General features: G+C 44.2%; 25 protein-coding genes. 12 read left to right on the forward strand and 13 right to left on the reverse strand.

All coding sequences use genetic code 11. The features are described from left to right. Positions 1 to 4: 4 nt before the first annotated feature. The 3 genes from RAC86_RS06315 to mdtP all read left to right on the forward strand — a co-directional run bounded on the left by RAC86_RS06315 (position 5) and on the right by mdtP (position 2586). Positions 5 to 337 (forward strand): spore coat protein, encoded by a 333-nt coding sequence (locus RAC86_RS06315; RefSeq protein WP_003222766.1) that lies wholly within the window; start codon positions 5 to 7, stop codon positions 335 to 337. Between the two features lie 160 nt (positions 338 to 497). Beyond that, a complete protein-coding gene (gene mdtR, locus RAC86_RS06320; RefSeq protein WP_072183518.1) occupies positions 498 to 968 on the forward strand; it encodes a MarR family transcriptional regulator MdtR in 471 nt (156 codons plus the stop codon). Between the two features lies 1 nt (position 969). Further along, positions 970 to 2586, forward strand: a complete 1617-nt coding sequence (mdtP, locus tag RAC86_RS06325) for a multidrug efflux MFS transporter MdtP (RefSeq protein ID WP_072565239.1) — start codon at positions 970 to 972, stop codon at positions 2584 to 2586. A gap of 36 nt (positions 2587 to 2622) precedes the next feature. On the opposite strand, the gene RAC86_RS06330 is transcribed toward mdtP, so the two are convergent. Both RAC86_RS06330 and RAC86_RS06335 read right to left on the reverse strand, forming a co-directional pair. Next, complete coding sequence (locus RAC86_RS06330) at positions 2623 to 3006, reverse strand: tautomerase family protein (protein WP_072183517.1); 384 nt, start codon at positions 3004 to 3006, stop codon at positions 2623 to 2625. 18 nt (positions 3007 to 3024) lie between these two features. Further along, positions 3025 to 3765 carry an SDR family NAD(P)-dependent oxidoreductase gene (locus RAC86_RS06335; RefSeq protein WP_072565240.1) on the reverse strand — a complete coding sequence of 247 codons (741 nt, stop codon included), beginning with the start codon at positions 3763 to 3765 and terminating at the stop codon, positions 3025 to 3027. 133 nt (positions 3766 to 3898) lie between these two features. Between RAC86_RS06335 and RAC86_RS06340 the strand changes: the two genes are divergently transcribed. Continuing rightward, positions 3899 to 4786, forward strand: a complete 888-nt coding sequence (locus RAC86_RS06340) for a LysR family transcriptional regulator (RefSeq protein ID WP_061187969.1) — start codon at positions 3899 to 3901, stop codon at positions 4784 to 4786. A gap of 20 nt (positions 4787 to 4806) precedes the next feature. Here RAC86_RS06340 and RAC86_RS06345 read toward each other — a convergent pair whose 3' ends face one another. From RAC86_RS06345 to RAC86_RS06360, 4 genes are all read right to left on the reverse strand, one after another. Next, positions 4807 to 5094 carry a YusU family protein gene (locus RAC86_RS06345; RefSeq protein ID WP_014115097.1) on the reverse strand — a complete coding sequence of 96 codons (288 nt, stop codon included), beginning with the start codon at positions 5092 to 5094 and terminating at the stop codon, positions 4807 to 4809. A gap of 26 nt (positions 5095 to 5120) precedes the next feature. Beyond that, complete coding sequence (locus RAC86_RS06350) at positions 5121 to 5948, reverse strand: ABC transporter ATP-binding protein (RefSeq protein WP_079288351.1); 828 nt, start codon at positions 5946 to 5948, stop codon at positions 5121 to 5123. A 217-nt stretch (positions 5949 to 6165) separates the two neighbouring features. Continuing rightward, positions 6166 to 6603 carry a YusW family protein gene (locus tag RAC86_RS06355; protein ID WP_041906010.1) on the reverse strand — a complete coding sequence of 146 codons (438 nt, stop codon included), beginning with the start codon at positions 6601 to 6603 and terminating at the stop codon, positions 6166 to 6168. Between the two features lie 150 nt (positions 6604 to 6753). Then, positions 6754 to 8562, reverse strand: coding sequence for a M3 family oligoendopeptidase (locus RAC86_RS06360; RefSeq protein ID WP_072565241.1), 1809 nt, complete (start codon positions 8560 to 8562; stop codon positions 6754 to 6756). Positions 8563 to 8695: 133 nt separating this feature from the next. Between RAC86_RS06360 and RAC86_RS06365 the strand changes: the two genes are divergently transcribed. Both RAC86_RS06365 and mrgA read left to right on the forward strand, forming a co-directional pair. After that, positions 8696 to 9550, forward strand: a complete 855-nt coding sequence (locus RAC86_RS06365; RefSeq protein ID WP_072565242.1) for an oxidoreductase — start codon at positions 8696 to 8698, stop codon at positions 9548 to 9550. Positions 9551 to 9626: 76 nt separating this feature from the next. Next, positions 9627 to 10088, forward strand: a complete 462-nt coding sequence (mrgA, locus tag RAC86_RS06370; RefSeq protein WP_003221689.1) for a metalloregulation DNA-binding stress protein MgrA — start codon at positions 9627 to 9629, stop codon at positions 10086 to 10088. 42 nt (positions 10089 to 10130) lie between these two features. Here the strand turns inward: mrgA and htrB are convergent, their stop codons facing one another. Next, positions 10131 to 11507, reverse strand: coding sequence for a serine protease Do-like protein HtrB (htrB, locus tag RAC86_RS06375; protein WP_061187965.1), 1377 nt, complete (start codon positions 11505 to 11507; stop codon positions 10131 to 10133). Between the two features lie 277 nt (positions 11508 to 11784). Between htrB and cssR the strand changes: the two genes are divergently transcribed. After that, a complete protein-coding gene (gene cssR / locus RAC86_RS06380; protein WP_003221685.1) occupies positions 11785 to 12462 on the forward strand; it encodes a two-component system response regulator CssR in 678 nt (225 codons plus the stop codon). Further along, positions 12459 to 13814, forward strand: a complete 1356-nt coding sequence (gene cssS / locus RAC86_RS06385; protein ID WP_061187964.1) for a two-component system sensor histidine kinase CssS — start codon at positions 12459 to 12461, stop codon at positions 13812 to 13814. The genes cssR and cssS overlap by 4 nt, the downstream gene beginning before the upstream one ends. 28 nt (positions 13815 to 13842) lie before the next feature. On the opposite strand, the gene spxO is transcribed toward cssS, so the two are convergent. Further along, on the reverse strand, positions 13843 to 14007 hold the full coding sequence (spxO, locus tag RAC86_RS06390; RefSeq protein WP_003221681.1) for an anti-adapter protein SpxO: 165 nt from the start codon (positions 14005 to 14007) through the stop codon (positions 13843 to 13845). A 168-nt stretch (positions 14008 to 14175) separates the two neighbouring features. On the opposite strand from spxO, the gene RAC86_RS06395 reads away from it, so the two are divergent. Further along, positions 14176 to 15051, forward strand: a complete 876-nt coding sequence (locus RAC86_RS06395) for a TetR/AcrR family transcriptional regulator (protein ID WP_061187963.1) — start codon at positions 14176 to 14178, stop codon at positions 15049 to 15051. Positions 15052 to 15089: 38 nt separating this feature from the next. Here RAC86_RS06395 and fumC read toward each other — a convergent pair whose 3' ends face one another. Together fumC and RAC86_RS06405 are read right to left on the reverse strand one after the other, a co-directional pair. After that, positions 15090 to 16478, reverse strand: a complete 1389-nt coding sequence (fumC, locus tag RAC86_RS06400) for a class II fumarate hydratase (protein ID WP_014115108.1) — start codon at positions 16476 to 16478, stop codon at positions 15090 to 15092. A 66-nt stretch (positions 16479 to 16544) separates the two neighbouring features. Further along, positions 16545 to 16730, reverse strand: a complete 186-nt coding sequence (locus tag RAC86_RS06405; protein WP_014115109.1) for a YvzF family protein — start codon at positions 16728 to 16730, stop codon at positions 16545 to 16547. Positions 16731 to 16846: 116 nt separating this feature from the next. On the opposite strand from RAC86_RS06405, the gene gerAA reads away from it, so the two are divergent. Genes gerAA through gerAC form a run of 3 tightly spaced genes read left to right on the forward strand, consistent with a single transcriptional unit; the run spans position 16847 to position 20479 of the window. Beyond that, a complete protein-coding gene (gene gerAA / locus RAC86_RS06410) occupies positions 16847 to 18295 on the forward strand; it encodes a spore germination receptor protein GerAA (RefSeq protein ID WP_014115110.1) in 1449 nt (482 codons plus the stop codon). After that, positions 18264 to 19361: a spore germination receptor protein GerAB gene (gene gerAB / locus RAC86_RS06415; RefSeq protein WP_072183667.1), complete on the forward strand. Its 1098-nt coding sequence runs from the start codon at positions 18264 to 18266 to the stop codon at positions 19359 to 19361. Before gerAA ends, gerAB begins: the two co-directional genes overlap by 32 nt. Continuing rightward, on the forward strand, positions 19358 to 20479 hold the full coding sequence (gene gerAC / locus RAC86_RS06420; RefSeq protein ID WP_072565244.1) for a spore germination receptor protein GerAC: 1122 nt from the start codon (positions 19358 to 19360) through the stop codon (positions 20477 to 20479). The genes gerAB and gerAC overlap by 4 nt, the downstream gene beginning before the upstream one ends. 7 nt (positions 20480 to 20486) lie before the next feature. On the opposite strand, the gene liaR is transcribed toward gerAC, so the two are convergent. From liaR to liaF, 3 genes are read right to left on the reverse strand one after another with little or no spacing between them, the layout of a single operon-like run. Then, positions 20487 to 21122 carry a two-component system response regulator LiaR gene (gene liaR, locus RAC86_RS06425; protein WP_014115113.1) on the reverse strand — a complete coding sequence of 212 codons (636 nt, stop codon included), beginning with the start codon at positions 21120 to 21122 and terminating at the stop codon, positions 20487 to 20489. Continuing rightward, the gene (liaS, locus tag RAC86_RS06430) at positions 21100 to 22182 is read right to left on the reverse strand and encodes a two-component system sensor histidine kinase LiaS (RefSeq protein ID WP_072183664.1); all 1083 of its coding nucleotides are present in this window, start codon (positions 22180 to 22182) and stop codon (positions 21100 to 21102) included. The genes liaR and liaS overlap by 23 nt, the downstream gene beginning before the upstream one ends. Next, positions 22179 to 22904: a LiaRS two-component regulatory system accessory protein LiaF gene (gene liaF / locus RAC86_RS06435; RefSeq protein ID WP_072565245.1), complete on the reverse strand. Its 726-nt coding sequence runs from the start codon at positions 22902 to 22904 to the stop codon at positions 22179 to 22181. Before liaF ends, liaS begins: the two co-directional genes overlap by 4 nt. Positions 22905 to 22934 lie beyond the last annotated feature (30 nt).

A 22934-nucleotide genomic window follows, 5' to 3' on the forward strand; every position in this document is an offset into this window, starting at 1 on the left:
CAGAATGAATCAGCAAAATCAGAAAATCAGCAATCCGCAGACACCTGTACCGACAACTTCGGAAATGAATGACAGAGATTTCGTCAATGAGTTGCTGACAACAGAAAAATACATGACAACAGCTTATTGCACAGCCCTGCACGAATTCAGCCACGAGTCTCTTTATCAGGATATTCAATCCATTTTTGATGAGTCACAAAAAGCGCAAAGAAAACTGTATGACCTCATGTTCCAATATGGATGGTATTCTGTTGAAGCGGAGGATGCCCAAAAGCTGCAGCAATCCTATCAAAAATTCCAGCAGACCATTCAGCAGCAGTCTCCATATCAGCAGTAACAACATCAGCAAAAAGGATACGATGTTCTTCCGGGCATCTATCCTTTTTTTGTGCGTAAAATCAGTTGACTTTTCATTAACACTTATTTATATTTAATAAGCATTAACTATTTTGTCATCAAAATATATATACAGTGTATGTAACAGAGGGGAAATGAATATGAAGAGTGCGGATCAGTTAATGTCCGATATCCAATTATCGCTTCAGGCGCTCTTTCAAAAGATACAGCCTGAAATGCTAGAAAGCATGGAAAAACAAGGTATCACTCCAGCGCAGCTGTTTGTGCTGGCCAGCTTAAAGAAACACGGCAGCCTCAAGATTTCTGAAATTGCCGAGCGTATGGAGGTTAAGCCAAGCGCGGTGACGCTAATGGCTGATCGCCTTGAACAAAAAAATCTTATCGCCAGAACACACAACACAAAAGACAGGCGAGTGATTGATCTCAGTCTTACTGATGAAGGAGACAGAAAGTTCGAGGAGGTTTTGGCGGGCAGAAAAGCCATTATGGCGCGATACCTTTCCTTCTTGACGGAGGAGGAAATGCTTCAGGCGGCGCATATTACAGAAAAGCTCGCAAAGGCTGCAGCGGAAACTGATGAAAAGCAAAACATGAAAGAAGGAAACGGATGAAATGAGTAATGAAGGCAAACAATCAAAACGAACGTTATTAATAACAGGCTTAATTATTGCCATGTTTTTTTCAGCTCTTGACGGTACCATTGTCGGAACGGCCATGCCGAAAATTGTCGGTGATCTGGGCGGTTTGAGCATGATGACCTGGCTGACAACTGCATATTTGTTAACATCAACAACCATTGTTCCAATTGCCGGTAAACTGGCCGATTTATTGGGACGCCGCATTGTCTATGTATCAGGATTAATTATTTTTATGGCAGCTTCTGCTTTGTGCGGGATGGCCAACAATATGACAGAATTGATTATCTTCCGAGGACTGCAGGGAATCGGTGGGGGCATTATGATGCCGATGGCGATGATTGTCATCGGTGACTTGTTCACAGGAAAACAGCGTGCTAAATTCCAAGGGGTCTTTGGCGCGATTTACGGGCTAGCTTCAGTGATTGGGCCGCAAATCGGCGGCTGGATTGTAGACTCACTAAACTGGAAATGGGTTTTCTATATTAACCTTCCAGTCGGCATTATTGCGGTTATTTTTATTGCCAGAGGATTGCAGGGCCGTCAGCAGACTGGTCCGATCAACTTCGATATCGCTGGTATTTTCACGATGATTGTCGGGGTTGTCAGCCTCCTTCTCGCCCTAAGCTTTGGCGGAAAAGATTATGCGTGGGGCTCATGGCAGATTCTTGGCTTGTTTGCACTCGCGCTGATCGGCATTATCAGCTTTATAATCGTAGAATCAAAAGCAAAAGAGCCAATCCTGCCAATGTATTTATTTAAAAACAGAACGTTTACATTTTTAAACCTGATCGGCTTCTTTATGAGTATCGGCATGTTTGGTGCCATTACGTTTGTTCCTTTCTTTATGCAGGGAATTGTCGGAGTCAGCGCGTCTGAATCAGGTACAATTATGACACCGATGATGATCTCTATGATTATTACAAGTATTATCGGCGGCCAGCTTGTTTACAAAGTCGGCATTAAACCGCAAATTATTACAGGCATGATAGTTATGGCTGGAGGATTCCTGCTGTTAACGACTTTGGACCTTGATACGAGTAAGCTTGTTGCTACATCGTATATGGCAATTATTGGTCTAGGAATGGGTCTGGTTATGCCGATTCTGACACTAGCTTTACAGGAAAGCTTTTCGAAGGAGGAGCTTGGGGTTGTCACCTCTTCCAGCCAATTCTTCCGTTCGATCGGAGGAACATTCGGCATTACCATGCTGGGAGCCGTAATGAATGCAAGATCAGGAAGTTTATTAACAGATAAACTGGTGCCGTACTTAGACTCACTTCCGGCACAGGCAAGCTCATTTGCCTCCCAGCTAAAGGGTATGATTGATACAAATCCGCAAGGGCTGCTGCAATCACTGTTCAGCCCGGACGCAATCAAACAAATCCCTGCGGCTTTCTCATCCCATATTATGCCGATATTAAAAACATCGTTGATGGATTCACTCCACAGCGTGTTTTATACAGGCCTGATCTTTATCGCCGTCGGAGCCGTATTTACATTGTTCTTAAAACCTATCAAGCTATCAAATAAGAAAACGGGAGAACAAGTAAAGGAGAAAGCGGCACAAGCCGTTGAATCACCTTCCCATTAATAGAGTGCCCCGCGGATACCAATCCGCGGGGTTTTGTTATTCGATCATCTGAGCCCTTCCATTTCCGAAGGACCAATCCTCATCCTGATTTCCGGCCAGCATAATAAACACATCTTCTTTTCTTACGCCAAGCTGGGAATGAATCCGGCTTGCGATTGAGTGGTAAAGGGCTTTTTTCTGTTCAGTTGTTCTTGACTGTTTCAAGGTAAAATGAATGTATATCAGTTCATTGGTCCGCTCGACCTGCAGATAAGACGGATCATAAAAAAATTCACTATTTTCATATTGCCTGATGACTTGAAAGTAGTCATCTTCCGGCACATTAATTTCTTCGATCATCGATTGGTGAATGGTCCTGCTTAGTTTTTGAAGCCACGCTTCACTTCTTCCCGCCCGTAAATGAATCTGTACAAATGGCATCCCCCGCATCTCCTCTCTTTACAGCGTCTGTCCGCTGTCAATTGTGATGATTTGGCCTGTGAGTGATTCCTGTTCAACAAGCGAACAAATCAATTTGGCGACTTCATCCGGTTCAGCGATACGCTGTAACAGCAAAGTGCCGATCATGCTTTTCATTTTTTCTTCCCGGCCAGCCCACCATCTCGTTGCGACAGCTCCCGGTGCTACACCGCTCACTCTAATTTCGGGCGCTAAGGCGTGGGCCAATGATTTCGTTAAACCGTGCACCGCCGATTTTGACACTGCATAAGGCATAGATGAACCCGCCCCGGTTAACCCTGCGATGCTGCCGACATTTACGATCGCTCCAGCCTTGCTTTTTTTCATGAACGGAACCACTGCCCGCGCGCAGAAAAACATCCCTTTCACATTGACAGCGTATAACTCATCCCAGATGTCTTCTGTCGCAGCTTTAAGATCATCCATTGGAATGTGCCGTGTAATGCTGGCATTATTGACTAAAACATCAATCGTGCCGTATGTTTTCACGATCGATTGAACCATGTCCTGCACTTCGCTGTTTTTTGATACATCGGCTTGGATGGCGAAGGCTCGCCCGCGAGCTTTTTTAATCATATCCACTGTTTCCTGCGCTTCGGATTGTGAACGTGAATAATTCACCGCAACAATCGCTCCGCGTTTTGCCAATTCCATACTGGCTGCTCGTCCGATTCCTGTGCCGCCCCCCGTTACGAGAGCAATTTTGTTCATTACATTCATTGCCGCCACTCCTTGCTGTTGATTAACATATCTTGCTGATTCCATTGTAATCCAGGTCAGGTGTTACGTATAATGATTGTTAAAGATACTTGCTATCACTCAGATTGATAGCAAACGAACGGAGGAGTTCAACATGGAAAGTGGAGATTTACGTGTGTTTCAAATGGTAGCCCGTGAAGGCTCCATTACGAAAGCAGCCCTGCAGCTTGGCTATGTGCAATCGAATGTCACGGCCAGAATTCAGCAATTGGAAGCTGAGCTGGGCACCATCCTGTTTTTGCGCCACAATCGGGGTATGACACTTTCTGCAAGCGGAAAACTGCTGCTCGACTACGCAAATAAAATTATCGGCCTGCTGGATGAAGCGTCTAAAGCGCTCTTATCTACTGTAGAGCCAAGCGGACCGCTTATGATCGGCTCCACTCAGACAACAGCCGCGGTAAGGCTTCCGAAACTTCTGGCTTCTTATTATGAAGAACACCCAAACGTCCAGTTGTCTTTAACAACAGGACATACACAATTCCTCCTTGATAAAGTTCTCCGGTATGAATTAGATGGCGCATTTATCGGATGCGAATGCAATCATCCTGAGCTCGAATCCTATCCTGCATTTGAGGAAGAACCAGTAGTTGTTTCAGCTGCCTCCATATCTGATGCAGAGGAAGCCATCAAAAAGCCGATTCTCGTTTACAGCACAGGCTGTTCGTATCGAGAGACACTTGAAAAATGGCTGCGAACTGTCGGTGTCACACAGCCGGTCATTATGGAATTTGGTACGCTTGAAGCGATTATCGGCGGGGTTACAGCAGGTCTTGGCATCTCGTTGCTGCCGAGAACGGTTGTACAGAAACACGAGGCTGAAGGGTCGATTCGATTGTACCCGCTGCCCGAGGCTCTCAGACAGATGAAAACAGAATTTATTGTCCGAAAAGATTCGTTTATCAGCAGCGCGCTGCGGACCTTTATGGATTCCTTTGCGCCAGATAAAACGGCAGAATCACAAAAAAACAGTCTGCTATAATTGGCAGACTGCTTTTTTAGCTATTGTTTGTTTCGATGTGCTTCATTTAATTCCTTAATATGCTGAATGATATCTTTAATGCCCTGCTTCGCGTCAGGATATGTCGCATTCCAATGTTTAGCGAGCGGCGGCATGCTTTTGGCTATATGTGTGTACAAAATCCATTGCTTCACTTCTTCTTTTAGCTCATTGTTTGTGTCACCAAGCAGAAGCTCAGTATACTTCTCCAGCAATCCATCCAGCTGCTCCTGAAGTTTTTGTTCCATTTTCCATCTTCCTTTCGAAAAAACAGCAAGGAGCTTTCTCAAGTAAAAGCTCCTTTCGCTGGCGTTATTTATCCATGTGATGTGAAAGCCGCTTCCTGGACAATGCATCTGCCCCTGCCATGAGGAATGCAAAGAGGCGTTCCGAACAGCGGATCCTGTGTGACCTGACAGTTCATAGAAAACACATTTTGCACAAGATCACAAGTGATGACCTCTTCCGGACGGCCTTCAGCATAAATCTGTTTATCTTTTATGGCCACAAGATGATGCGCATAGCGGCATGCCAAGTTTAAGTCATGGAGAACCATGACAATCGTCCGCTCTTCCTTTTCATTCAGCTCAAACAGCAAATCAAGAATTTCAATTTGGTGCGTCATGTCTAAATACGTCGTCGGCTCGTCTAAAAGGATAATGTCAGTCTCCTGTGCAAGCGTCATCGCGATCCAAGCCCGCTGGCGCTGTCCGCCTGACAAAGAATCGACGGCGCGGTCAGCCATGTCCTCAAGCTTTGTTGCTTTAAGCGCTCGCTCAACTGCTTCCTCATCCTCTTTTGACCATTGTTTCAGCCAATTTTGATAAGGATATCTTCCTTGCTTCACCAGCTGATGTACTGTCAGCCCCTCTGGAGCCGAAGGACCCTGCGGCAGGATTGCGAGCTCTTTTGCGACTTCCTTTGTAGGAAGCTTGGCAATCGCTCTTCCTTCCAGCAGCACTGAACCGCCTCTCGGCTTCATCAATCGCGCTAATGAACGTAAAAGTGTCGATTTTCCGCAGCCGTTGCTGCCAATAAATACGGTAATTTCACCTTTGGGAATTGTTAAATTCAACTCATCAATAATAACGGCATCCCCGTATCCTAAGCTCAGCGTTTCTGTAGAAATTGCACTCATACCCATAACCGCTCCTTTTTGCTGGCTTTTTAGCAGCACTATGTATTGCACGTTTTCTATATACATGCGTTTTAAGTCAATTGTCATCAATGCAAGTGATTCGATATTCAGCCATTTGATATGGTCATATATCCCTCATTGTAGCAGAAAACAATGACTTTGAAAATCATTTTCAATTAGTTTTTTGGACATAATTGGCGTTTATGGGGTATTTAGCACAAGGTTATTTCTTAATTTCTCTGACTGAGCCGTTCTTCAGCTTCAGCTTTAAGTTGATATGATCATAATGGCTGTCCAGATTAAATGCTGCTAGTACACTGTGGATCACTTCTGTTTCTGCCATTTGGTCTGTCACGGAAAGCTCGCTCAGGATCATTTTCATCTCATCTAGTGCTTCTTCTCCCTCCTGTTTGACGCCGGAGAGCTTATCCTGTATTTCCGCTGTTTCCTGAGTCCCATTTTTTGTATATATACTTTCATAACGATTATGCTCACCATCTCCGTAGCTCACGCGAAGCGAGAAATTGCTGTAAGGAACGGACTTCTGCTGGGTGACGGCTGTATTTTCTCCTTCTGCCTGCTGCTGATCTTCATTGAGACGGCAGCCCGCAATCAGAACCACTGCGAGACAAACAGCCCCGGCTGCTCTGATCAAACGCATATGTTTCCCCCCTGTAGGATTCCATTTATTTTAGGTATATCCAGAGAATGAAATCCTCATTCAGAGGAGAATTGAAAAAGCCGGGGCGTGTATAACGCCACGGCTTCAGCGTGTCGACAAATGCTCGCCCTTCCTAGACTTCAAGGGTTTTCATTCACGCTCAAAAGATTCAGTCAGTTGCAAAAAGTCTTCCGCGTCACGCACGGCTAGCTTGATGGCATTCTCCCAGAAATCGCGCTTCGTGATATCAGCACTCAAATGCTTCATCGCCAACTCTTCCACAGTCATAGAAGCCGTATCCTGCAATAGTGCGATATACTTCTCTTCAAACCCGTTTTTTTCTTCAAGCGCCAGTGCGTAAATGCCCAGAGAAAACAGATAGCCGAACGTATAAGGGAAATTGTAAAATGGCACCCTCGTGATATGGAAGTGCAGCTTTGATGCCCAAAAGAGCGGATGGTACTCTCCTAACGAATTGCAGTATGCCTCTTTTTGCGCCTCTTCCATCAGCTCATTCAAACGGCCGGCCGGGACGACTCCCCGCTTTCGTTCTTCGTAAAATCTCGTTTCGAATAAGAACCTTGCATGTATATTCATGAAGAACGCAACGCTTCTTTGCACTTTATCCTCAAGAAGGACAAGCTTTTCTTCCTTCGTCTCCGCTTGCTGGACAGTCGCGTCCGCCACAATCATCTCTGCGAACGTCGAGGCCGTTTCCGCGACGTTCATAGCGTAGGAACGGTTTAACGGCCTGACGTTGAGCATCGCTTCCTGATGGAACGCGTGTCCGAGCTCATGTGCAAGCGTTGAGACATTTGAGGCACTTCCCGAAAACGTCATGAAAATCCGCGATTCTCCGCTGTCAGGAAAGCTCGTGCAAAAGCCGCCGACTCTTTTTCCGCTCCTGTCTTCCGCTTCAATCCAGCGGTCCCGAAACGCTTTTTCTGTGAAAGAGGACAGCTTTTTGCCAAACGTTGAAAACTGGCTGACAATGACATTTGCAGCTTCATTATATGAATAGACCTTTCCATCAGAACCAATTGGGGCCTCAACATCGTACCAGCTAAGCTTTTCAAGGCCGAGCATGGATGCTTTCCGGTTCAAAAACTGAACGAACGGCTGCTTGTTTTCAGTGATGACCTGCCACATCGTATCCAGTGTTTCTTTTTTCATTCTGTTGATCTGCAGCGGCTCCTTCAGGACATTCTCCCAGCCGCGCGCTTTATAGGTTTCAAGCCGGAACCCTGCCAAATGATTGAGCGTGTTGCTGAAAATATCCTGTTTGCTTTCCCAAGCTTGATGCAAACGTTCATATATTGTTTTTCTGACAGCGCGGTCTTGACGATCCATCACATTTTCAGCCTGACCGACAGACAATTGCTTGTTCACACCGTTTTCCTCATACGGTATTGTCATTTTTCCGACAACCATATTGTATAAGTCACTCCAAGCATGATATCCGTCCACCGCAAGGTTTCCAATCAGTTTTTCTTTACCCGGGCTGAGCTTTTCGGCAACCCTCTGTCTTCTTTCATTTAATATGTACGATACATCGCGTAACCCCGGCTTTGTTAATAATTCATTCCACACGTTTTGTTCAATGGCCACCAGTTTATGATCTAATGTGACGAGGGATGATTGAAAATCTGCGGAAAGCCGATTCATGAGTGACTGATGCTCAGTAGCCTTTTGATCACTGATATTCTGGGCCTGAAGGCAAGCAACAAAAGCGCCGGCCTGCTGAAGCTTGACAGATGTCTGTTCAAATAAATCAAGCAAAGCAATCAGTCCTTCGGCATCTTCAGGCGATTCAGGCACCTGAAACGCCTCAGTGATGTCTTGAAAGGCACTCAGACTTTGTGACAGCTTTTCGATATATCCTTTGAATTCTTCTGATTGGCTCCCGCCCTTAAAAAATGAATCAAGATCCCATCTTTGGTCTACCCCTTGCAGCGCCATAATACAAAACCCCTTTCCTTCTTTCGTTTTATTATAGAACAATTCTGAATTATTGTATAAAAATTTCTTTTATAGGCGTCATTTTCCGTTCATGATTGTACAATAGCTGTAGCAGTTAAATAGGAGGTATATCATGAATAAAAAAATCGCGATCGTAACAGGAGCGTCAAAAGGCTTTGGTCAGCTGGCAGCCGTAAAGCTGGCCAAGTCATTTTTCGTGATTGCTACAACAAGACAGCCTGAGAAAGCTGAACAGCTTCGGGAATTGGCCGCAGCACACAATGTGGCTGATTCTATTCACATTACCGCTCTCGACGTCACAGATGAGCAATCCATAGCCTCATTCGGAAAAACCATTAGCGCTTATGCTCCTATTGATCTTCTCGTCAACAACGCCGGAACGGCTTACGGAGGATTTGTCGAGGATGTGCCGATGGAACATTTCAGACAACAATTTGAAACGAATGTCTTCGGAGTGATCCATGTGACAAAAACCGTTCTGCCTTACATAAGAAAGCATAGCGGAGCAAAGATTATAAACGTGAGCAGCATCAGCGGTCTGACCGGATTCCCTGCGATGTCGCCTTATGCATCTTCCAAGCATGCATTGGAGGGTTTTTCTGAGAGCCTGCGTGTGGAACTGCTTCCGTTCGGTATCCAAACCGCTTTGATCGAGCCAGGCTCATACAAGACATCGATTTGGTCCACATCATTATCAAATTATATGTCGGTGCCTGCTGACGATTCAGCCTATCATCAATACTATAAAAAGATCCTTTCCTACGTTGAAAAAAACGCAGATGAAAGCGGAGATCCCCAAGAGGTTGCCGACCTCATTTATCAATTGGCAACAAAACAGCACGTAAAGAAATTGCGATACCCGATCGGAAAAGGCATCAAGCTTACCTTGTTATTCCGATCGCTTTTTCCCTGGTCTGCGTGGGAATCTATCCTGAAGAAAAAACTATTCAGTTCATCTAAATTATAATTATTATAATTTAGTATTGATTTTTAATTAATACGTGGTATAATTAAATTAACAGATCACAAGGAGGACGTAACTTATGAAAACTGAAAATGCAAAAACAAATCAAACATTAGTTGAGAATTCAATGAACACACAATTATCAAACTGGTTCCTTTTATACTCTAAGCTCCACCGTTTCCATTGGTATGTAAAAGGGCCGCATTTCTTTACATTGCATGAGAAATTTGAAGAACTGTATGACCATGCGGCTGAAACAGTCGATACCATCGCTGAACGCCTGCTGGCGATCGGCGGACAGCCTGTTGCCACATTGAAAGAATACACTGAGCATGCGTCTATCACAGACGGCGGAAACGAAACATCAGCGTCAGAAATGGTACAAGCATTGGTAAACGACTACAAACAAATCAGCAGCGAATCTAAATTCGTGATCGGCCTGGCTGAAGAAAATCAAGATAATGCGACAGCGGACTTGTTTGTCGGATTAATTGATGAAGTTGAAAAACAAGTGTGGATGCTTTCCGCTTATTTAGGATAAAAAAAGCTGAACCCTTTTCGGGTTCAGCTTTTTGATTACCGCTTAGCTTGAGCTGCTTTCTGTCTGCTTGGTCAGTGTCACGTTTAGCGTTTTCGTTTTTCCGTTCCGCAGCACTTGAATTGTCGTTTTATCTCCGACTTTCAAGTCTTTGTATAGGATCTGACGAATATCCGCGCTGCTTTCCACGTCTTTACCGTTTAGTTTGACAATGACATCCTCAGATTTGATGCCGGCTTTTGCCGCAGGTGAATTTCCTTGAACTCCTTTTACATAAACACCTTTTCCTAATTGATCTCCAAACAGGCCGAGTGTATTTTCTTGATACGTTTCAGGAACTTGAGACATATCAATCATTTGCACGCCTAAAAACGGACGGTCTACCTTCCCGTTTTCCAGCAGCTGGTCAACAATGGGTTCGACATCATTGCTTGGGATCGCAAATCCAAGTGACTCCACGCCGCTTTCGCTCACCTTCAAACTGTTGATGCCGATGACCTGGCCGCTTGCATTGATTAACGGTCCTCCGCTGTTCCCCGGGTTGATCGCTGCGTCAGTTTGCAGCACGTTCATTTCCACCGTACCTTGTGTTGTATCCACATCAATCGTCCGGTTCAGTCCGCTGATGATGCCTTGTGTCACCGTACCGGAAAACTGCTGTCCGAGCGGATTTCCAATAGCGATGACCTTTTCGCCTGTGCGCAGCTGTGAAGAGTCACCGAAGCTCGCCACTTTTTTGACGTTCTTGCTGCTGATTTCCAGAACAGCCAAATCAGTTATCGTATCGCTGCCGACCAGCTTGGCAGTCTCCGTTTCTCCGTTGTAAAGCGTGACAGTCAATTTATTTGCGCCTTCAACGACATGGTTGTTTGTAATGATATACGCTTTATTGCTGTCTTTTTTGAAAATGACGCCTGACCCCGTTCCGCTTTCACTTTCTGAGCTGGAGCCGCCTCCCGTGCCGAATGTGTTATTTTGCGAGGTTTGGATATTTGAGATTCCCACAATCGTCGGCTCTAAATCCTCCACCATATCAGCGACGTTTGAAGCGTTCGTTATCGGTGTCGTTTTAAAATTACCTGACTGCACCTGTTTATTTGCAGAAACGGCCTCGGTCGCCTGATCTTGGTCTGATGGCAGATAAGGCGCGATGCCAAGCATCAGGCCCCCGCCGATAATCCCGCCTAAAATAGGGCTCAGCCATGCGGCTCTCCGTTTCTTTTCTTTTTTCACAGCCGTTTCTGTCTTTTCCATTTCTAAAGAAGAAGCTGTTTCTTGTTTTCCCGCTTCATACGAAACCGGCTCGTCAAGCAATTCCTGTTCGGGATGTTCAATCAGCTGCCGGTTTTCTGTATTCTGATGTTCTGTATGTGAAGATTCTGTTTGATGTTGATCGTTTTGGTCATCACGTCGATAATCCATGTTCTTACACTCCTTTAACGGTTTTTCATTTATCGTTACATATTCATCGCATGTACAAGTTCAATTGTCCCAATAATGAGGAGAAAAGCAAAGCACCAAAATAGAATAGGTTTGATCATCCTACATCTTCCTCGCTCTTTTTCTCTTCCTTTCTTCCCTTATACATATCATAAACAAACATTGTGGGATAAAAATGAAAAGAATATGTGAAATTATGAAAATTGCCTGCCGTATGTTAAAACTAGTTTATAATGACGTTGAAAGGATGTGAAGAGCCTTGTCATACACCATTTATCTAGTTGAAGATGAGGATAACCTGAATGAACTGCTGACGAAGTATTTAGAGAATGAGGGCTGGAACATTACATCTTTTACGAAAGGTGAAGACGCCAGAAAGAAAATGACGCCGTCTCCCCACCTGTGGATTCTCGATATCATGCTGCCGGATACTGACGGCTATACATTAATAAAAGAAATCAAAGCGAAAGATCCTGACGTACCGGTCATTTTTATTTCCGCCCGAGATGCAGATATTGACAGAGTGCTTGGCTTAGAGCTTGGCAGCAATGACTACATTTCAAAGCCGTTTCTGCCGCGGGAGCTGATCATACGTGTTCAAAAACTGCTGCAGCTCGTTTATAAGGAAGCTCCGCCTGTACAAAAAAATGAAATCGCCGTCTCCTCGTATCGGGTCGCTGAAGACGCTCGCGAGGTCTATGATGAAAACGGAAATATCATCAATTTGACGTCAAAGGAATTTGATCTGCTGCTATTATTTATCCATCATAAAGGACATCCATACTCACGTGAGGATATTCTCGTAAAAGTATGGGGGCATGACTACTTCGGAACAGACCGGGTCGTTGATGACCTCGTCCGGAGACTGCGCAAAAAGATGCCTGAATTGAAGGTGGAGACGATTTACGGGTTCGGCTACAGGATGATGACATCATGAAAAACAAGCCGCTCTCGTTTCAAATATGGGTTGTCATATCCGGCATTCTGTTAGGGATATCCCTTTTACTGCTTGTGTTATTTTCAAACACACTGCGCGATTTCTTCACCAATGAAACGTATACGACGATTGAAAATGAGCAGCATGTTCTGACGGAATACCGCCTGCCGGGTTCAATTGAACGGCGCTATTACAGCGAAGAAGCCACGGCACCGACAACCGTTCGATCCGTACAGCACGTGCTTCTGCCTGAAAATGAAGATGCTTCTTCAGACAGGGATTTAAGCATTCTCTCGTCTTCGTTTATCCATAAAGTGTACAAGCTGGCCGATAAACAGGAGGCCAAAAAGAAACGGTATAGCGCCGACGTCAATGGAGAGAAAGTGTTTTTTGTCATTAAAAAGGGGCTTTCCGTCAATGGGCAATCAGCTATGATGCTCTCTTACGCGCTTGATTCTTATCGGGACGATCTGGCCTATACCCTGTTCAAACAGCTTCTGTTTATTATAGCTGTTGTCATTTTATTAAGCTGGATTCCGGCCATTTGGCTTGCGAAGTATTTATCAAGGCCTCTCGTGTCATTTGAAAAGCACGTCAAACGGATTTCCGAACAGGATTGGGATGACCCAGTGATAGTGGATCGGAAAGATGAGATCGGCAAATTGGGCCATACCATCGAAGAGATGCGCCAAAAGCTTGTGCAAAAGGACGAAACAGAAAGAACCCTATTGCAAAATATCTCTCACGATTTGAAAACGCCGGTTATGGTCATCAGAGGCTATACGCAATCGATTAAAGACGGAATTTTCCCTAAAGGAGATCTTGAAAATACAGTAGATGTCATTGAAGGCGAAGCTCTTAAGCTGGAGAAGAAAATAAAGGATTTATTATATTTAACGAAGCTGGATTATTTAGCGAAGCAAAAAGTGCAGCACGACATGTTCAGTATCGTAGAAGTGACAGAAGAAGTCATCGAAAGACTGAAGTGGGCGCGGAAAGAATTATTGTGGGAAATTGATGTAGAAGAAGACATTCTGATGCCGGGCGATCCGGAGCAATGGAACAAACTCCTTGAAAATATTCTGGAAAATCAAATCCGCTATGCTGAGACAAAGATAGAAATCAGCATGAAACAAGATGATCGGAATATTGTGATCACCATTAAAAATGACGGACCGCATATTGAAGATGAGATGCTCTCCAGCCTCTATGAGCCTTTTAATAAAGGGAAGAAAGGCGAATTCGGCATTGGTCTAAGCATCGTAAAACGAATTTTAACTCTTCATAAGGCGTCTATCTCAATTGAAAATGACAAAACGGGTGTAACATACCGCATAGCAGTGCCAAAATAGACTGTAGATGTTTTTGCAGTCTATTTTTTTATGTGAAAGAATAGCCGTTAAAATCTCTATAATTTGTTTTGAGCGGCTGTTTGCATTGATGAACCCATTTTTTCTCTGACAAGGTCTGCTTCGGATATTTGACTTTCTCCACTTTAATTCCTCTGTTTCGCAAGCGGCTGATCATTTCGTCCAATTCTCTCATTCTAGATTCACCCTTTCGCTTGAGCTTTGACCATTCGGTCATCTCAATTTATAATATAAATAATACATGATAAAAAAACAAGTTACAATAAGGTTAATTTTATAACAGAAGGTGTGACTATATGGTCATATCCTGTGCAGGCCTCCGGGCTCCGAAAGGGTGGAACCATTGAAGGAAAAAGAAAAGCTGATTATTGAAACAGCCTTAAAACTATTTGCCCAAAAAGGATACAACTCAACATCAGTTCAGGAAATCGCAAAAGAATGCAAAATATCTAAAGGCGCTTTTTATATTTATTTTCCTTCGAAAGAAGCGCTTCTTCTGTCTATGCTGAACTACTATTATGATAAAACGTTTACCCGAATTTTAAATATTAAAACGAAGGGCGACAGCCCCAGAACGGCTTACCGCAAACAGCTGAGCGTGCTCTATGAAAACATCCTTGAACACAAGGATTTTATCGGCATGCAGATGAAGGAAGGTTCTCTGCCTTACACGGAGGAAGTGGAGCAATGCGCCAAAAAAATCCGCCAGTCCTCACTTCAATTTCATATCGACAGCCTGCTGAACATTTACGGAAAAAAAGCGGAACCGTATACTGCAGAGCTTTGTTTTTTAATAGAGGGCATCAGCCAGATTTACCTGGAATGCATGATTTTGTTCGGCTATAATGTGAAGCCGGATCAATTAGCCGATATCATTATTAATAGAATTGATGATATGGTAAAAGGCATGTCTGAACGAAACGATAAGCCTTTCATCACATTGGAAGAGGCAAGCTCTTTATTTGGGCCTCTTACGCACGGACGGCCTGATCCGCTGACTGAATCGATTGTGAAAAGCCTTCGTGACAAAATTAACAGCTTAAACACAAACTCCTCTCTTGAATTATCGGAGAGCTTGGACATACTTGAAGCAGAAATGAAGAAAAAAACACCGAAGCTGGCGATCATAAAAGGAATGATCCATAACCTGACGGAGTCTGAAGCTCTCGCCAAAGATGCGGAGCAGCTTAAATATCTATTAAAACAGCAACATATTTAGAAGAACGGCTGCTTAAAAAGCAGCCGTTTTTCTTTCTCTTACGCCTTTGGTTTTACCATATCTTCCGGCTTAACCATTTCGTTAAATTGCTCCTCTGTCAGCAATTCAAGCTTCAAAGCCGCTTCTTTCAGCGTCAATCCCTCTTTATGGGCGAGCTTGGCGATTTTCGCCGCGTTTTCATATCCAATATGCGGGTTCAGCGCCGTAACAAGCATTAATGAATTTGACAGGTTTTCTTGGATGGTTTCTTTGTCAGGCTCAATACCGACAGCACATTTATCATGGAATGAATTCATGCCGTCACTCAGCAGCTGCACAGATTGCAGGAAGTTGTAAATGATAACAGGCTTAAACACGTTCAGTTCAAAGTTCCCCTGACTCGCCGCAAAGCCGATTGTCGCATCGTTCCCCATGATTTGCGCTGCGATCATTGTCAATGCTTCACTTTGTGTCGGGTTGACTTTACCAGGCATAATGGAGCTGCCCGGCTCATTTTCAGGAATGACGATCTCCCCGATGCCGCAACGAGGCCCGCTTGCAAGCCATCTGACATCGTTCGCGATTTTCATTAAGTCAGCCGCAAGCGCTTTTAATGCGCCATGCGCATAAGTGATTTCATCATGGCTTGTCAGCGCGTGGAATTTATTCGGCGAGCTGCTGAACGTTTGGCCGGTCAGTTTTGTGATCTCTTCTGAGACAAGCTCTCCAAACTCTGGATGAGCGTTGATCCCCGTTCCGACAGCCGTTCCACCGATTGCAAGCGCACGCATTTTATCTGTCGCTTCCAATATCATTTCCTTCGAACGGTCCAGCATGTAAACCCATCCGCTGATTTCCTGTCCAAGCGTCAGAGGCGTAGCATCCTGAAGGTGCGTGCGTCCGATTTTGACAATATCATTGTATGCTTTCGCTTTTTCATCCAATGTATTGCGAAGCTGGTCAAGCGCAGGCACTAGCTGCTCGTAAACAGCCAAAACAGCGGCAACATGCATCGCAGTCGGGAATGTGTCGTTTGAGCTTTGGCTGCGGTTCACATCATCATTTGGATGAATCGTTTGATCTGAGTTCTTTTCTTTTAATAAAGCAGTCGCGCGGTTGGCTACCACTTCGTTCATGTTCATATTGCTTTGTGTGCCGCTTCCGGTCTGCCATACGACAAGCGGGAAGTTGTCATCGTATTTGCCTTTGAGCACATCATCACAAACCGCTGCAATCGCTTCCGCTTTTTCTGCATCCAGATTGCCAAGGCGTTTATTAGCGAGAGCTGTGCTTCGTTTTAATATTGCAAACGCCTTCACAACACGCATCGGCATTTTTTCAGAACCGATCTTAAAGTTCTCCTTGCTTCGCTGTGTTTGGGCGCCCCAAAATTTATCAGCAGGAACTTTTACTTCTCCCATGGTGTCTCGTTCAATTCTGTATTCCATTTATGTATCCCTCCATAACGGTTGCTTCAATAGATCATAATTCGCCAGTGGTACAAAAAATCCTTTTTATTTTTCGATCTTGGCAGATTTTAATTTTAATTCAAGATATACGCGGGAATCCTTTGAATATTTGTACTTCGGATTCGTCCTGCCGTACTCCTTTGATGTATAAGAGACGTCATAATGCTTTTCAAATGATTTGATGAGCTGTTCTATTTCTTCTTGTTTTCCAGCAAGCCTTACCTGTGCCACTTTGTATCCTCCGCTTTCATAAAAAACTTACACCATAAAATACTCTAACACAGTATATCATTTTTTTAACAGGAAAAGATAACCTCTACTAAGGTTTTGGATAAGAGGTGACCTTGTTGGAACAAACAGAGTTTAAGGAATATATACACGATAATTTAGCATTGGTGCTTCCAAAATTAAAAGAAAACGATGATCTGGTGAAAAATAAAAAAATGCTCTCCAACGGTCTTGTTTTTTACTATCTCTATTTTAGTGAACTGAATGATCAGAAGAAGGTTGCAGAATCGATTAAAACCTTAATCAAAGATGAAGAGAGCCTCACGCTTGACCAAGTCAAAAAACGCCTTGACCAGCTTGACGCAAGACCCGTTGAAACAGCAGAAAAAACGGTCGAGGAGATTCTCAGCGGAAATTGTGCTGTATTTGTCAACGGTTTGGACAAAGCCTACATCCTGTCCACAGAAAAGAAAAAAACAAGAAGCCTGGCAGAGCCGACAACAGAAAAAGTGGTTCGCGGACCAAAAGTTGCGTTTGTAGAGGATATCGATACAAATATGGCTCTGATTAGACAACGGACCCCCCATCCAAAACTCATTACAAAAAAAATCATGATCGGCAAAAACAAGCTGAAGTCGGCGGCCATTATGTACATTGAGGGCAAAGCAAAAAAGTCCGTCATAAAAGAAGTAAAAGCGCGGCTTAAAAATGTTCAACTCGAGGATATCCAGGACAGCGGAACGCTTGAGGAGCTCATTGAAGATAATAAATATTCGCCGTTTCCGCAGATTCAAAATACGGAAAGACCCGATAAGGTATCGTCGGCCCTGTTTAACGGCCGTGTGGCGATTTTGGTCGACAGTTCACCATTTGTGCTGCTGGTGCCGGTTTCTCTCGGTGTCCTGATGCAGTCCCCGGATGACTACTATGAACGCTGGATTTCAGCATCTCTTATCCGGTCGCTGCGGTTTGCTTCTATCTTCATTACCTTGTTTTTGTCATCGATTTATATTGCACTCGTTTCCTTCCATCAGGGGCTGCTGCCGACCGCGCTCGCCGTCACGATTTCGGCAAACAGGGAAAACGTGCCGTTTCCGCCGATATTTGAAGCCCTGCTGATGGAAGTAACCATCGAGCTGCTCAGAGAAGCCGGGCTGCGTCTTCCAAACCCGCTCGGCCAGACAATCGGGCTCGTTGGTGGCGTTGTCATCGGACAGGCGGCTGTAGAGGCGAATCTCGTCAGTTCGATTATGGTCATCGTTGTCAGCGTCATTGCCCTTGCATCCTTTACCGTTCCTCAATACGGAATGGGTCTGTCTTTTCGGGTCCTGCGTTTTATTTCGATGTTTTCCGCTGCTATTCTTGGGCTGTACGGGATTATTTTGTTTATGCTTGTCATTTATACGCACTTAACGAGACAAACGAGCTTTGGATCTCCTTATTTTTCGCCAAATGGATTCTTCAGCCTGAAAAACAAGGAGGATTCCATTATCCGTCTCCCAATTAAAAACAAACCAAAAGAGGCGAATAATCCAAATGAGCCAAAAACAGACTCCACTAAAACTTAATACCTTTCAAGGTATATCTATTGTTGCAAATACGATGCTTGGGGCCGGTCTTTTAACATTGCCGCGAGCGCTGACCAGTAAGGCTAATACTCCTGACGGCTGGATCGTGCTGATATTAGAAGGTATCATTTTTATCTTTTTTATTTATTTAAACACGCTCATTCAGAAGAAACATCAATACCCCTCTCTGTTTGAGTATTTGCAGGAAGGGCTTGGTAAATGGATCGGTAGCATTCTCGGCCTTTTGGTCAGCTGCTATTTTATCGGAGTGGCCAGCTTTGAAACCAGGGCAATGGCTGAAATGGTAAAGTTTTTCCTGCTGGAGAGGACGCCGATTCAGATCATTATTTTAACGTTTATATGCTGTGGCATCTATTTAATTGTTGGGGGGTTAAGTGATGTATCGCGGCTGTTTCCCTTTTATTTAATGATAACGATTATTATTTTGCTTGTTGTATTTGGGATCAGTTTTAAAATTTTTGACATCAATAATTTGCGCCCTGTTTTAGGTGAGGGCCTTGGACCCGTTGCAAACTCCCTTACTGTCGTTTCCATCTCTTTTTTAGGAATGGAAGTGATGCTGTTTCTTCCTGAACATATGAAGAAAAAGAAATACACATTCAGATACGCGGCTGTCGGCTTTTCGATCCCGATTATTTTATATATCCTGACGTATATCATCGTTGTTGGGGCTTTGACCGCTCCTGAGGTAAAAACGCTGATCTGGCCGACGATTTCTCTCTTTCAGTCCTTTGAGCTCAAAGGAATATTCATTGAAAGGTTTGAATCGTTTTTACTGGTCGTCTGGATCATTCAATTTTTTACAACTTTTGTCATTTACGGGTATTTTGCCGCTAACGGGCTGAAGAAGACGTTTGGATTATCGACTAAAAAAAGCATGGTGATCATCGGTGCGGCTGTCTATTATTTTTCTTTATGGCCGGACGACTCTAATCAGGTCATGATGTACAGCGATTATCTCGGATACATTTTCGTCTGCCTGTTTCTGCTTCCCTTCATTCTCTTTTTCATTGTAGCTCTCAAAAGGAGGATTACAGCAAAATGAAAATCCGGATTTTATGTATGTTCATATGCACCCTATTACTGGCCGGATGCTGGGACAGCCGGAATATTGAGGAATTAAGCTTGGTGATCGGAGTAGGTCTAGACAAGCCTGATGATAAAAATTTAGAACTGACACAGCAGATTCTCGTCCCGAAAAAAATCAGCTCCAAGGAAGGCTCTTCATCTGACCCGACACAGCTTGCTATCACAAAGGGGGAAACTGTCCATCAAATGATGAGAACATCTGCATTAAAGCATAACCCTACGTTTTCACAGCATTTGCGTCTCATTCTGCTTTCCAAGAGCGTGATTGCGGATCATATTGGAATGGACGCGATCATTAACCAGTTTGTCAGAGACAACGGAACAAGGAGGAGTTCGTACGTCTTTGTCACCGATGGCAGAACTAAGGATATATTTAAAATGAATGATCAAGGCGAGCCCGCATCCAATGTAATTTATGATCTGACAGAGAATAATGCGGTAACGATCAGAATGATGGAACCTGTTACATTGGGGGAGATCTCAGAACACTTGACCTCTGACGATTCGTTCCTCATCCCTCATGTCGGTAAGGAAAACGGCAAACTCGCAATAAACGGTGCTGCTATCATCAAAAATAAATTATGGAACCGGAATTTAACACCGGTTGAGGTTCAAAATATCAACTTATTTACAGGCACTGTCGAGGGAGGGGTCATTGATATGAGGCATAATGGCAATCTTTTTTCTTATGAAGTGTACTCCAGCAATCGCAAGATCAAGACAGACTACAAGGACGGAACGTTCAAATTCACCGTCACACGCAATATTGAAGGCCGTTTATCAGAGGACTGGAATCCGAGTGAAGATTCATTTAAGGATTCATATATCAAAGATATTGAAAAGACAGTCGAAAAACGATTACACAAAACAGTAACAGCATTTATTACAGGCAAACTGCAGAAAGATATCAAAGCAGATGTCACCGGGCTGGGAAACGAGGTCAGAATTCATTATCCTCAAAAGTGGAAAAAGATTGCAAGAAAATGGGATGATGATTATTTCAGCAATGCGGAAATAGACTACCGGGTCAATGTGGTTGTCAGAGACTTCGGGACGAAAGGCGCAAACAAATAGCAGACGCCTATTTTACGAGGTGATTTCGGTGTGCGTACACCGCCGCCTGCGTCCGGTCACTGACATCCAGTTTTGATAAAATATTGGTGATATGGGTTTTGACTGTTTTAATGGTGATAAACAGTTCCTCGCCTATTTCTTTGTTTGTTTTTCCTTCTGCGATCAGGCAGAGAATTTCGAGCTCCCGTTTCGTAAGTGATTCATGCGGGAGCGCGTTTTCACCTGTGTGGCGCAGCCGGGATAATACTTTTCCCGCCACTTTTGATTCGAGCTTTGGCTCTCCCTTGCTTGCGGCGCGGATGGCATCGGCGATTTCCGCAGCTTTTGAGGTTTTCAATAGATAGCTGAGCGCACCAGCTTCAATGACCGGATACACTTTGTCATCATCAATGAAGCTTGTGAGCACTATAATTTTCGGATCTGGAAGCTCCCGGCAAATTTGCTTTGTGGCTTCAATGCCATCCATGCCCTCCATGACAAGATCCATTAAAATGACATCTGGCGACAGTTCCACAGCAAGCCGCACGCCTTCGCTGCCGTCAGACGCTTCGCCGATGACTTCAATATCGGGCTGTGCCTCCAAAAAAGCCGCGAGCCCCATTCTGACCATTTCATGATCATCAATCAATAATACTCGAATCACGTTCGTTCTCTCCTTTTTCTTCCGGGAAAATCGGAACCTTCACTTCGATCTGTGTGCCTTTTCCTTCTACTGAAATCACTTCGGCGACCCCGCCGATTTCGCTTGCACGTTCTTTCATAGAGTTCAAGCCGTATGAGGATGCTTTCACCTGATCATTTTTAAAGCCTTTTCCATTATCAATCACCTTTAGCCGGAGCTGATTGTTCTTTACGCCCAGAATCACGGATACTTTTGAGGCTTTTGAATGTCTAAATACATTCGAAAGGGCCTCCTGAACGATTCTGAACAAATGATCTTCCATCCCCTTAGATATCGGCGTGTCCTGAATATCCCACTCAATATCAAGCGGCTGTTTCTTCCGGAACTCGTCCAAAAGCTCCGTAAGCCCCTCTTTCAGTCCTTTTCCTTCAAGGGTAACAGGCCTTAAATGGAGCAGCAGCGCCCTCATTTCATTTTGGGCTTCACCTGCCATATGCTCGACCAGCTGGATCCGCTTGACCGTTTTATCATCAGCATCCTTGACATGTTCCAACACAGCTGATGTCATCATTGATATTGCAAAGAGCTGTTGGCTGACTGCATCATGAAGATCTCTTGCCAATCGCTGGCGTTCTTCTGAGATGACTGACTTCTTCATTTGCGCCTGCCATTCCGCACGTTCATTTGAAAGTTTTTGCAAGGAAGCGACTTGAAGCTCCACGCGCTTCGCCATTTCATTCAGCTGATCGGCGGCCAGGCCGATTTCATCATCTCCAAGCGGGGGTATTCGATAAGCGAAATTACCGTTTTCAAAGATTAAAATCGATTCGACTAATGTATCAACCCTTGTCTTCAGCCGGTTGCCGTACATATACCCTGAGGCAAAACCAACCGTCACACTGATCAGAAGCAATATCAGGATAAACGGAATTCCGAACCAGCTTGATGACAGCAAAACAAGCGGATCGAGCCGATAATAAAACATCATAAAGGAAATCAAACAGGCAAAAAGGAGCAGGCTGATTCCCGTTGTCATGCGGATGGCGCGCCACTGAAGGCTGGCAAGCAGTTTTTTTCTCATACGTACTTCACATCCACATCACCGATAAATAAGGAAACGGACACTTTGACACGGCGCTTTGACTCGCTGAAATCGGAGGACGCGGCATATACCTTCGTGCTTAATCCGCTTTTCTTCGAGCCAATCAGATTGATATCTCCGATAAAAACAGCCGAGCTGACAGCCACTTCAAGGTCTGATGGCACATAAATATCAACGTTTCCAATGACTCCGCTAATGACGATTGTACTTTCTCCCTCGGGAATCATCGCTTTAGACAAGTCGATTTTGATATCACCGATAAAACCAGAGACATTTAAATCATTCAGGTCAAACGGCTGCTTCATCATTTGCAGCTCTCCGATAAAAAAGCTGCGCATGTCAGGATGTTTCTCATCTTTTGGCGGCTCATGCCGTTCTTTTTTAGTGAGATCGATCCGTTTTTCATTCGATTCAAATATTGGCTTTCCTTTGACAAGCCTGTAGCCGGCGTAAATCAGAAATGCGGCAAACGCATAGCCGAATAAATTAAAGGTGATGCTGAAGAGGTTTTTCAAGAATAGAAATGCGGCAAAGATGTACATGACGGAACCGAGCCAATCACGGGAATATCTTTTCAAGAAATAGCCGGCAATCAGAAAAAAGAGCGGCCAAAACAGCAGATCGCCTATTCCGATAATTTGCAAAAACATGCTGATGCCGAATAAAGCAATGATAAATCCGAGAAGCTGTTTTTTTGTCATTCCTGGTGTCCGCCTCCTTTCTTCTGCCTG

Source organism: Bacillus sp. LR_5 (genome assembly GCF_042709275.1).